This is a genomic window from Asaia sp. As-1742, from assembly GCF_011753235.1.
GTDB lineage: Bacteria > Pseudomonadota > Alphaproteobacteria > Acetobacterales > Acetobacteraceae > Asaia > Asaia bogorensis_B.
Genome location: NZ_VWWA01000003.1, coordinates 454,418 through 466,353, shown reverse-complemented (window position 1 = coordinate 466,353; position 11,936 = coordinate 454,418). Strand labels below are relative to the sequence as shown.

Genomic DNA, 11,936 nt, shown 5'->3' with positions numbered 1-11,936 from the left:
GAGGGTGGAGGTTCGGCCAGGTCAGGAATGATACTAATCGCCCATAGAGGAAAAGCCGATCATGCCGGATCGGCTGTCAAAGTGGAAATTATTTCGTTATCAAAAGAGAACGAGTGCGACGAGGGAGACGGCACCGGCTCCCATGCAATAGAAGGCGAAAGGCGACAACGCCCAGCGCTCATGATTGCGGAAATAACGCAGCAGAACAGCCGTGCTGATGAGCGCCGTCACACCCGCGGCGATAGCCGCGATGATAGAAATGCGGATCATGTCTGGGCTGACACTCATATGACGGAGCTGCCACGCCTCATGCACCGTCGCCGCCAGAACAGCAGGCTGCGCCATGAGCAGCGAGAACCGGGCGGCTGTCTCGTGATTGAGCCCGCAGACAAGCCCCGCGTTGATGGTCGAACCCGAACGCGAGATGCCGGGGAAGAGCGCCAGACACTGCCACAGCCCGATGACCACCGCATCGCGGGCCGACATATCGGCAATGGCACGCTGGGGCATACGCCCCTTGTAAGACCGCATCCACTCGGTAACGAGCAGGATCACACCGTTCAGGATCAGGAAGATCGCCACAGCAGCAGGCGTACCGAAAATGACCTTCAGCTTGTGCTCGAACGCCGCACCGAAGATGACCACCGGAATGGTGGCCACAACCAGAAGCACCAGAATACGGATGGCTTCCTCTCGGCGGGCCGCACCATGCATCCCGATTGCACCGGTAAAAATGGCCAGCCAGTCACGCCAGAAGAAGCAGAAAAGCGCAACCAGTGTGCCAAAATGCAGCATCGTCAGAAATGGCAGAAACAGCTCGCTCCGCTCGTCCAGATTCCAGTGAAGCAGGGCGGGAAGGAGGACTGCATGGCCAAGACTGCTCACGGGGAAGAGTTCGGTCAGTCCCTGGACGATGGCCAGAACCAGTGCTTGAAGCAGCGTCATGTCAGCTCAGTATGAAATAAATGTTTCCATCTCCTGCCTTACTGCGGCACGGATCGCAAGCCCGCGCTTGACCGTCACCGCAACTCGGGCGAAGAGTTCCGCTGATATAACAGGCAGGTGACGCAGATATGGCAGCAAAAAACCGGGGCGGCGCGATTCTGGCCAGCACAATGGTGCTGGCTATTGCGGCAGGCTTTGCTGTCTTTGCCGTGGCGCAGCGACATGGCCCGTCAGGAGACACCCAGAAGCTTCATGCCCGCTTCGTTTCTGCCAATGGGCTGGACGCAGGCGCTGCCGTCGTGCTGGCAGGCGTTCGCGTCGGCACCGTTCAGAAAATCAGCCTCGACCCGGCCACACAGATGGCACAGGTCGATTTCTCCATCGACCGCCATCTGTCGCTGCCTTCAGACACAATCCTGACGATCGCGGCCCCGACGATGACCTCGGAAAACGCTCTGGCCATCGAGCCTGGCACGTCCCGCGAGCGTCTGCCCTCAGATGGCACCATCACCAACACCCAGGCGCCCACATCGCTTGAGCAGCAGGTCAGCAACTATATCTTCGGGTCCGGCATCCAGTAGGCCGCATCGCCCCTGAATGGGGGTGATCCAACAAGGCGGGCAGGGGGGCCGAGGCACCGCGCGCGGGCTTGTGTACGTATCCATAGCATCCGCAAAAATCGTCCGGCCTGCCAACCAAGGCGGTTTCAGCAAAACGCTATCTAGCTGAAGCTGGCGCTCGGGACGACAGCCATCAATCTGCGTCCGATACTGTCGAATACCCTCAGTCGTTGAGGGGGTAGAGTGCGAGAAGGCGTCTTTGCTTGCGCCAGTAGCGCAGCATCGTATAGGCCCCACAGGTTTTCCAGCCTCGTGCCCTGTTCATCGCCCCGACACGAAACGCCATACGATAGTGATAGAATTGCGCGCGATACGCCTCCCACAGCGTCGTGCGTGAATCCCATATATGTGTGGCCTCGGATCCGACGCCGTTGAGTTCGATGATCTCGAAATCCTCACCGCGTCTGAGTGCCTCGATCGAGGCCGCCTTGACGTCGATACGACCGAAATGGAATTCGCGGATATCGCCGATGATTTCGTCAAGGCGACGTGTGAGCGCGGGAGTGGCATCGGCACAACCGTTGCGGAAGATAGAGCCCTTGCAGTGGTTGCCGGTAAAGACAAGCTGCACCGATTCCCCCTTGGCGGGAACCGTGTCGAGACGATCCTTGAGGCGCGGCAGATAGATGTCGGGCAGCAGATTGGTTCGCGTATCGCGCGCAATGAGCTCGCGTATGGTCGCAGCTCCGTCTCCCTCAAGGATCGGCGCTTCCTTGTAGGTGATCGAGGTGATGCGCCCTGAGGAAGCGCCCGGCTCACGGATATAGAACAGTCCGGCCTCGACAGGCCCGGTGGCGAGTGCCTGCGCCATGATACGCACATTGGAAGGGAACGTCTCAAGCACCCCGAGCAGGGCGTCCTCACTCCGGACGAGCTTTACCCCGGTTCCGTTGCACCCGATATCCGGCTTGATCACGGCTGGGAAATCGATGCCCTTCGTCCTCATGGCGGCGACCAGTTCACGCGCATCGTTCTCGCGGCGCCCCTTACGCAACATCTGCGTGACATAAGGCGCGATCCAGCGCGTAGCGACCGGACCGGCCAGATCGAGAATACCGCTTTTGCTTTCGCCGCAGAGCCCGCCCGTTTCGATCAGGGGGTTCGCCGCACTGGGTACGCTGAAATCGCCGTATCGCAGGCCGAGACCGATCCAGTACAGAACGATCGGCGTATAGAAAATCGACCCGGGCCAGAACTCGAACAACGAGAGTGGATGCGGCTCCTTCTTTGTTTCTCCCTGTCGGGTTGTGGTCTCTGCGCCCATGCCGGTGTCATCGCGATCGAGAGAGTCGGGCAATCCGTGTGTCGTCTGAAGCATCTGCCACTCAGTCACTGAAAGTCTGGAACCGGGCAATCAGACGCCCGACGAAAAGGATGGTCAGTATGAACCCTGCGATGCCAAACCAGCGCCAGCTCGCCATATGGACCGACATCCAGCCACCCACATGCAACGACACGCTGAAAAGGAGCGAGGTCCAGATCAATGTAGCGACTACCGCGCTGGCAGCAAACGCGCCGAATGGTGCCCGGAAAAACCCGCAAGCCGTATAGAGCGGCAGGCGGGCCCCGGGGATGAAACGACTTATCACGACGGTGCGTACGACGTTGCGGTGAAACCAGCTGCGCCCCTTGTCGTGACGCGGCATGGTCAGCCAGCGCCGGGCAGGGGGCCATTTGGCGCCCACAGCACCCAGGCCATAGAGCCCGAGATCGCCCACAGCCACGCCGATATAGAGGGAGACAAGCGCCAGCGCGACGCTGAGACGGCCATCATCCACCGCCATGGCCGCAATCATGGTCGTGGCATCCTCGAGGATGAATGTGCCGATGATGACAGCCAGTCCCTTGGACCACCACGCCGCACCGGCAATCGAGAGGAGGTGGTAGAGCGAACTGCTATGAAGAGGGGTGCCATCGGACATGGCGCATCATGTGCCACGGCGACCCCCAAAACGCCAACAGGGCAATTGCGAATCGCTCCCGACTTGCAGCGTTCGATTGTAACACCCTGCGGCGACGGAACGCCGCCGTAACCTATTGGAGATTTACAAAGCAGCCGCCATCGACCAGCAGGGCGGCACCCGTGACATAGCTGGCAAGTGACGAGCCCAGAAAGACGATTGGCCCCGCCAGATCTTCCGGCTCGCCCAGCCTGCCGAGAGGAATACGCGCGATCATTGCGCTGGCCTTCCCCTCATCGGCAAGATCCTCCTGATTGATTGGCGTCCTTATGGTCCCGGGCAACACCGAATTGCAGCGAATGTTATGAGGCCCCAGAGCAATAGCTGTGGACTGCATGAGCGAGTGAACGCCCGCCTTGGTAGGCGTGTAATGTGTCTGGAATTCCCCTCCAACCAGAGCCGAGATGGACGACACCGCAATGATCGCCCCGCCGCGCCCCTGTCTGACCATCTGATTGGCCGCCGCCTGCACCATGAAATAGGCCCCAAGCAGATTGACGCCGATTGTCTTCTTCAACACGTCCGGCGGCAGGTCGAGAAAAGCGTGGAACGGGCAGATCCCGGCATTACTGACAAACACGTCCAGACCGCCCAGTTGTGACTCGACAGCGCTCATGAAACGATTGGCCGTTTCCGGCTCGGCCACATCGCCCTGCAGGTACAGGGCGCGCCGCCCGGTTACCTCAATCTCATCGAGAAGACTGCGGACAGTCTCGGGGGCCACGATATCGGTTATGGCGACGTCAGCCCCCTGCCGCGCTGCTTCCAGGGCCGCCGCCTTGCCGATGCCTGAAGCGCCACCTGTAATTGCGAATACCTTGCCTTCGAGCAGCATGAGCTTCGTCTCCTTCTATGCGGTCGCATGTCGGGCCTGCGTATTCTGGCCTTGACGGGAGCAAGTCGCGTTGCGGCCCAACCATACCACAATCCCCCCTGAACCCTGACTTCCGTTTGATGGACTAGGTTCAGGATTGGCCCTTGCGAGCCAGCCGGGGGTGCTCCCTCAAATCGCGTTGTAGCGGCGGCGGAGCACCATGCTCAATTCAGCTCTGCGCGAGCCACGAAGGCGATGGACACGACACTCTTAAGGGAAAAGCAATGGCGATCATTGGCTACTCCCGCGCGGAGCCATTCCGCACGACCGGCCCAGTTCCCCTGTGCCAAACCTAGAGCGGCAGGATCTGGCGCAGATAGTCGCGGTTGCGGGCCGCGACACTCAGGCCGTCACCGCCATAATGCTCGACCAGAAACGGGCTCGAATACCCATATTCCAGCGCCATCGCGATGGCGGCCCTGTAGCTGATCACACCCTGCTCCATCGGCGCTGGCGCGGTAACGATCATCCCGGTCGTCGCATCCTCGGTACGCAGGTAGTTCTTCACATGCCAGTAACGCAGATAGGGAGCGAGCTTGACCATCATGCTGTGCCAGTGCTCGACCGGACGATGCAGCCGCACGAGGTTGCCAATATCGGCATTGATCCCGCAGGCCGGGTGATCGACATCCTGAATAAAGCGAACGCTGGAATCAGCCGTCCCGAGATAGGTGTCCTCGTACATTTCGAGCGAGAGTGTCACGCCCACGCTTGCTGCATGGTCGGCAAGTTCGCGGATACGTGAAACCGCCTTTTGCCACACAGCCTTATCTTCCGGATCACGATGACCCTGAGCGGTCCAGAACCAGAGTGCCTTCTTCTGGACATCGTTCAGCGCTGTCGCGAAGCCAACCGCGATTTCACTTGCGCCCATCTCCGGCGCCACATCGATCACCCGATGGATATAGGCCAGATAGGCATCGGCCTTCGCCGGGTCAGGATCAATCACGGAACGTCGCGATGTCGAGATTGCGGGGATCGTCAGGCCGGCATTGGTGCAGAGCGCCAGAAACTCGCGTCGGCGTGCTGGTGTCAGGTCTGCCACACGTAGCCAGCTATCTGTCGGGTCGATTTCCGTGAATCCTGCACGGGACACTTCTGATATCGCCTTGGCCCAACCCTCGGCGGGTTGATCCTGCACCGAACTGCCATCTGCCAGAATGGCGGGATACTGGATCATGGCCGCAGCGATCGGCCAGTTTTTTGCGTTGTAGCGGTGTTCGGATTTATTGCCTGTCGCTATGGATCGGGGGGTGGGGGCGTTCTCAACCGGGGCGGACATGATCACATTCCTTGCAACGATGCGTCCGGCACATTGAGAGTCGGTACCAGACGCGGCCAAGCAAAGACGGCGCAGATAGTCTTGTCGATCAGAGTTATCCGATGCCGCTATCGGCTTTTCCGATAGCCCGCTCCCGTAAAGCCTCCCACACGAACTGTGCCGCGGGTGACATGGCACGGTCTCGCATCCGGATGAGGTGATAGGGCCCGATGATATCAGGCAGCGAAACCGGCAATTCGCCAATCATTCCCGTCTTTTCGAACATCCTGAAAAGCGAGCGGGGCAGGACCGAGACCATGTCGGATTGCGTAAGCAGGTCGATCGTCGCGAGAACGGAGGAAAGTTCGGTCAGGCGCCGGGGCATGGGCAATCGCGCCATCGTGAATATTCCCTCGAATGCACGGCGGAGCGGGCTGGGCTGCATCTGGACAATCCATCGCTGCTGTATCAGCGCATCAAGGTCAAGCGCCTCCGCCTGAAACAGGATATTGTCGCACCCTGCAACTACCAGGAGCGGCTCATCGGATATCTCCTCAATGGTGAGGAGATCATGGCCAATACCCTCCATTGGGCGGCCTAATGCGATATCGATCCGCCCCGATTGCAGAAGGGCCATGAGATCATCGCTGGTGGTCACCCTGAGGGTAAGACTGATTTCGGGGTGGCTGCGCGTTGTTGACGCCAGAACCGGGGTCACAATCTCATGGAGTGCGGCGCCAATCGCGCCAATACTGACAGTCCCTGTCAGCCCGCGTTTGACGGCCTGGAGATCCTCACGCAGGCGCCCGAGATCAGCCAGAATTTTTTCGGCGTGACGTATCGCAACCCGTCCGGCGTCAGTCGGAGTCAGACCGTGGGAATGCCGCTCAAAGAGCTGTGCGCCGAGGTCATCCTCCATATCCTGCAATAGCTTGGATGCGGTTGGCTGCGACAGGTTGAGTGAGCGCGCCGCGCGGTTGAGCGACGGCTTAAGGCTGATCTGCTGCAGAAGCAGGAGCTGCCTGAATTTCAGCCGGAAGATAAGCGCGTCCATCATAAGCAGAAGGTGACGGCTTTGCTGCCCGCTGTCACCTCACAACGTTATCGTCAGAGCACGGCATGAATCTTGAGGCCGATTGCATCGACCTGCGGTTTGTCCGCCTGCAGATTGGTGCGCCAGATATGCTGATAGTCAGGCTGGATCGAAAGCCCCCGGAAAGCATGGATGCTGTAGGTCGCCTCGAACGTCATCAGATGGCTTTGCGGGTAGGTGGCAGAACCCGGCAGGGAAAGACCGCGCCGGTATCGTATCCATTGTGACGCCACAAGCTGGCGACTGGCGAAGGTCTCTGACCACTCGAGGCCGAACGTATCTTTCGGGCGTGACGGAATGATCCCGCGATCGACAATCCCGGCATAGACCTGCCAGTCATAGACGCTGTTCTGGCCCTCGCTTTTCGTCGCACCCGCGAGCGCATAGAGCCCCTGCAACGGGCCATGACCATTACGTATGAGCATCTGGTCACCTTGCAGCCAGATCTGCGTCTTGCCATTGGTCCAGCGATAGGGCTGACCCGTTGCGGCAGCGGCATTCATATTGTTGTCGTAATAGAGATCCCGATAGTTCGAGGAATCATAGGCCACACCAAACTTGTAATGCCCGACAAGCTGGTTTTTGCCGAAGGACGGGATCAGACCGATCTCTGTGGGCACATAAACGCCGGTATAGAGCTCTGTACCCATCCGGAAACCCGTGCGGTCATACTGGTTGGAATTGAGATACGGATTGACCCCGTATAACCCCGACTGGACATAAATGCCGTGCAGCGGCCAGTAACGCACACGCGTTCCCCAGGTCGAGCCCGGATAGGTGCCATAGCCCGCGGCTGTGCGCGTCAGCGATTTCGGAATGCCGCAATTGGATTTGTTCATGAAGGTGCAGAACAGTGGCGAATTGGCGAAGTCGATATTGACGGGCATCTTGCCTAGCGCAATCTGCATGCGGTTATGCAGCAAATTCTGCGTGCCATAGACATAGACAAGATGCACCCCGACATTGCCGCCGCCGCCATAGATTTCCTGAAATCCGTTCAACGAGCGTTCGCCCAGATCGGACGCCAGATTATGCCCGGCACGATTGACGATGACCGCATGGGTAATGAACCCTTGCCACCCCACAAGTCTGGACCAGTCGAGATCAAGCTCGACGCCGATCTGATGGGCGTAGCCCGCGTCGCCTGCATGACCGGCATTGAGCACCATGGCACTTTCGCTGGTATAGTCAGCCACAATGCCAATGCCCTTGCGATTGAGGCGCTTGATCAGCCGCTCCCACGGCAGAACCATGCTTTCGACCGGGGGCGTAAACGCCGTATTGGCGTAGGAAGTCGGTGTATCGAGGGCAAAAAGCGGCGCGGTTTCGGAGATCGGCCCTCGATACTGCGCCCAGGCATTCTGGGTCAGGGCGAGGCATAAGAGGCTGCACCCCAGACCCGCCGGGAGGAGCCCCGAGCGATGGACGAGCGGGTTCGTTGACCGCGCGACTGGCGCGGCCTTCAACAAGAAACTCGATTTCATGAGCGTCAATCCTTGCCTGCGCCTTACCGGGCGCAGATCACGGTCACACAGCCTGCTGCCCAACCCCAACGCAGGCTTTTCACCTCGTGGTTGCAGGCGCTGGTCTGGCGCTGCCTAGCTTGCGGGTTCGGCCTCGCGCGCCGCTACAGGCGCCGATGGCGCAGGAACTGTTGCAGGGAACACAGGCGTCAGTAACGGGGTACCTGCGAAATGAGCCGCCAGATTATCCAGCACGAGCCGCCCCATAGCGGTACGCGTCTCGATGGTGGCGCTGGCGCGGTGCGGTTGCAGCACAACGTTACTCATGGTCGTGAGCGCCTGCGGTACGTGCGGCTCATCAGCAAACACATCGAGCGCGGCGCGGCCAAGCCGCCCGTCCTGAAGCGCCCTGACAAGGGCCTCCTCATCGACCACGCTGCCACGCGCCACGTTCACCAGAAGCCCTTCAGGCCCGACAGCCTCGATAATATCCTCGCTGATCAGATGGCGGGACTGCGCACCGCCCGAGGCCGCAACAACCACAACGTCGCTGGCTTCAGCAAGCGCCTTGAGGTCAGCCACAAACGGAATCCCCGGCAGGGAGAGGTCCCTGCGGCTGAAATACGAAACCGGCATGGAGAAGGCCTGCGCCCGCCGCGCGATGGCCTGCCCGACCTGACCCATGCCCACAATGCCGAGTTTCGCCCCGCTGACCTTGCGCGATAGCGGCAACCCCTTGCTACCCCATAGCCCTTGTCGAACCAGCGCATCACCGGGCAACAGGTCCCGCAGGGCTGACAGCATAAGGGCCATCGCGAGATCGGCCACATCGTCGGTCAGCACATCACGCGTGACGGTCACGGCAATATTGCGGCGCGCAGCTTCGACCAGATCCACCGCATCCGTACCGATGCCGTTGATGGTGATGATCTCCAGATCAGACAGCGCGTCCATCAACTTGCGAGGCAGCCCCGTACCGCCGCCGGTCACCACCCCGCGTATCGACACCTCCGAAGGAAGCGTCTCACCATTCCAGCGATGAAGCACGTAGCCTTGCTCAAGCTCGGCTTCCACAAATGGCATCATGGGTTCGATAAGAAGGATATGAGGTTTCACGGGAATGTCCTGTTTCTGGAAAAAATTCTGGGTCTGACCCGATTGACGGGTTAATTTATGCGTGGTGAGCCGATGTCAGGGCATCTCGACCGTGATGGGCTGTAGATGGGCGATCCTTGCCGTGGCCGTCGTGCCCGGTGGGACGAAAATGGTGTCGGTCATCGAGCCCGTTGTGATCATGCAGCCCGCCATGAGGGGGATACCTCTTCCCATTGCGTGATTGGCCAGCCACACCAGCAAACGACGCGGATCGCCCGCCGAATTGCCACCAATATGCTCGATCACACGACCATCACTGAAGGCGAGGCGAACCGTCTCGCAAACAGGGCTGAGACGCTGCCACGCCTTCGCGCCTTGGCCGATTACAAGTGCGCCGTGGCTCGCCTGATCAGCCAGATGCACGAGCCGTGGCTGGGAGCCGGGCCGCACAAAACGTGTGTCGATGATCTCGATGGCGGTATGGACACTGTCGATGGCGTCCATCACATCGCCAAGCGACCAAGGCCGGTCGCGCCATGGCAGGTCACGGCCGAGACGATAGACGATTTCCGCTTCCACCCCGCGATGACGACACAGACCCGGTGCCAGCGTCGTATCGCCGTTAAAGAGGGTCGCTTCATGCAAAGGCGCTGCGAACGGAAGCCCGGTGGGCGAGGGCGCGCCAACTTTCCAGCCCATGATGTTGCCCTGATCGGCAATCAGCGCAGCGGCAACAGCGTCCTGTATGCGATAGGCGTCGTCCTCTGTCCGTGGAACCTCACTGTCGTCCAGCGCCTGCAGCGGGGCGCGTGTATGGCGACCATTCAACAGACGCTCAGCAGCTGACGCCGTATCGCAGACATAGGAAATCTCACCGGGAGGTGCGAGGTCGAGCGTGATCATGCGGAAACTCCCGTTCGATCAGAAAAGTGAACACTATGCGGTGCGATGAGGCACGGACTCATAACAGCCCATGCGAAGGCCATAATCGCGTATCTGAGGCTCTTCACAGCGCATCTTCCTGCGCCATCAGATCGCGTCCTCTGGTTTCGGGCACATAGAAAGTCGCGAGGATGGCAAGGCATGCCAGAAAGACGACATAGACGGACAGCGGGATCCAGGCGTATTTGCCACTCCCGACGCCGCCAATATGAAACCTTGCGAACATCGCGATGAGAAATTGCCCGACCATTGGCGATACGCCACCCGCGATGACGGAAGAGAATTCGCGTGTGAACGAGACAGCCGTGTAACGATGGCGCAGCCCGAACATTTCGGGCAGCAGGGCCCCTTGCGTGCCGAACATTCCCCAGGTTGCTACCCCGAGCGCGAAGGACAGGGCGATCGCCGAGGGGATAGGGTGGCCCTGACTGAAGACATACCAGACGGGCAGGGCGCTGACGGCCTGAAGCAGCGCAAAGCCACGATAGACACGCACACGCCCCAAGCGATCGCTCAGCCACCCTGCAACGGGGATGGTCACGCCGCCCACAAGTGCCGCGCCAATCAGGACCAGGGTGCCCCACTGGCTGTTCATGCCGATCGTGTGCACGAGATAGCTGATGGCGAGCACCTGATAGATCGACGAGCCCCCGTTTTCGGCCATGCGCAAACCCATTCCGGCCAAAATCGGCCGCCATGAGGCCGTCAGCGTCTCACGCAGCGAGCCTGTCTCCTTATGACGCTCATCTTCCTTGATCTTGGCGAAAGTGGGTGACTCCTTGAGCCTCATGCGCATGTAAAGCGCGATGAGGAGCAGGACAGCACTGCCAACAAAGGGAACACGCCAGAGCATGGTCTGGGTGATATCCGGAACACCGGTCAGCATGGCATAATAGATGAGTCCGGCCGCGACCGTCCCGATCTGGATGCCTAAAAAGGGCAGGGCCGCGTAGTAGCCACGACGCTTGCGCGGGGCACACTCGGTCATCATGACGGCAGCCCCGGCCTGCTCCGCGCCCGCGCCGAAGCCCTGCGCCATACGCAGGAAAACGAGCAGAAGGGGCGCCATGATGCCGATGCTCTTGTAAGTCGGGATAAGGCCGATAAATGCGCTGGCAAGCCCCATCAGCGTGACTGTCAGCAGCAATACGCGCTTGCGACCGTAGCGGTCGCCCAATCGGCCAAAGAAGATCCCGCCCAGAGGGCGCACCGCAAAACCGATAAAATAGGTGGCGAAGCTCGCTACCAGACCGAGGCCGGGAATATTGCTCGGGAAAAAGAGCGGGGCGAAGATCAGAGCAGAGGCGAGGCTATAGAGCGCGAAGTCATAGTACTCCATCGCGCTGCCAATCGAGCATGTCCAGGCGGCCCGGCGTAGTTCCTGCGGCGACATTTCTGGACGCTGCACGTCGTTCGCTTCGACCGAGGGGGAGCGCATGGCGACTGCCGGGCTGTTTCGGGGAAGGGCTACGCTCACCATGACATGTCCTTCATTCTGAAAACGAGCACATCACGCGGACTTCTCTCGAAGCCTCGGAACACCATCGACGCAAGATTGAAGAGGATCATCGCATACCGCCTATCTTCACTGTATCGACTGCCGCCCCTCTTTTAGATCGATCTAAAAGCCACCTGAAAAAGTCTGGAGCAGGGACAACGCTACGATATCTGGAGACAATTCT

The 11,936-nt window shown here is 59.9% G+C and carries 11 protein-coding genes; 1 reads left to right on the top strand and 10 read right to left on the bottom strand.

The features are described from left to right. Positions 1-99 precede the first annotated feature (99 nt). Positions 100-945, bottom strand: a complete 846-nt coding sequence (locus F3J08_RS07000) for an undecaprenyl-diphosphate phosphatase (protein ID WP_023977273.1) — start codon at positions 943-945, stop codon at positions 100-102. Between the two features lie 128 nt (positions 946-1,073). Between F3J08_RS07000 and F3J08_RS06995 the strand changes: the two genes are divergently transcribed. Further along, positions 1,074-1,526: an MlaD family protein gene (locus F3J08_RS06995; RefSeq protein WP_023977274.1), complete on the top strand. Its 453-nt coding sequence runs from the start codon at positions 1,074-1,076 to the stop codon at positions 1,524-1,526. A 202-nt stretch (positions 1,527-1,728) separates the two neighbouring features. On the opposite strand, the gene F3J08_RS06990 is transcribed toward F3J08_RS06995, so the two are convergent. The 9 genes from F3J08_RS06990 to F3J08_RS06950 all read right to left on the bottom strand — a co-directional run bounded on the left by F3J08_RS06990 (position 1,729) and on the right by F3J08_RS06950 (position 11,734). Further along, entirely contained in the window at positions 1,729-2,829 is a 1,101-nt protein-coding gene (locus F3J08_RS06990; protein ID WP_166929033.1) for a D-alanine--D-alanine ligase, read from the bottom strand. 61 nt (positions 2,830-2,890) lie between these two features. After that, positions 2,891-3,487, bottom strand: coding sequence for a DedA family protein (locus tag F3J08_RS06985; protein WP_062164523.1), 597 nt, complete (start codon positions 3,485-3,487; stop codon positions 2,891-2,893). 112 nt (positions 3,488-3,599) lie between these two features. Next, positions 3,600-4,361 carry an SDR family NAD(P)-dependent oxidoreductase gene (locus F3J08_RS06980; RefSeq protein ID WP_166928921.1) on the bottom strand — a complete coding sequence of 254 codons (762 nt, stop codon included), beginning with the start codon at positions 4,359-4,361 and terminating at the stop codon, positions 3,600-3,602. 331 nt (positions 4,362-4,692) lie between these two features. Then, positions 4,693-5,682 (bottom strand): sugar phosphate isomerase/epimerase, encoded by a 990-nt coding sequence (locus F3J08_RS06975; RefSeq protein ID WP_166928920.1) that lies wholly within the window; start codon positions 5,680-5,682, stop codon positions 4,693-4,695. A gap of 94 nt (positions 5,683-5,776) precedes the next feature. Then, positions 5,777-6,718, bottom strand: a complete 942-nt coding sequence (locus tag F3J08_RS06970; RefSeq protein ID WP_166928919.1) for a LysR family transcriptional regulator — start codon at positions 6,716-6,718, stop codon at positions 5,777-5,779. Positions 6,719-6,768: 50 nt separating this feature from the next. Further along, positions 6,769-8,238 carry a carbohydrate porin gene (locus tag F3J08_RS06965; protein WP_240149183.1) on the bottom strand — a complete coding sequence of 490 codons (1,470 nt, stop codon included), beginning with the start codon at positions 8,236-8,238 and terminating at the stop codon, positions 6,769-6,771. Positions 8,239-8,352: 114 nt separating this feature from the next. Next, positions 8,353-9,333 (bottom strand): 2-hydroxyacid dehydrogenase, encoded by a 981-nt coding sequence (locus F3J08_RS06960; RefSeq protein WP_166928918.1) that lies wholly within the window; start codon positions 9,331-9,333, stop codon positions 8,353-8,355. Between the two features lie 75 nt (positions 9,334-9,408). Beyond that, the gene (locus F3J08_RS06955; protein WP_240149182.1) at positions 9,409-10,215 is read right to left on the bottom strand and encodes a 2-keto-4-pentenoate hydratase; all 807 of its coding nucleotides are present in this window, start codon (positions 10,213-10,215) and stop codon (positions 9,409-9,411) included. Positions 10,216-10,318: 103 nt separating this feature from the next. Beyond that, positions 10,319-11,734, bottom strand: coding sequence for an MFS transporter (locus F3J08_RS06950; RefSeq protein ID WP_240149181.1), 1,416 nt, complete (start codon positions 11,732-11,734; stop codon positions 10,319-10,321). Between the last annotated feature and the right edge of the window lie 202 nt (positions 11,735-11,936).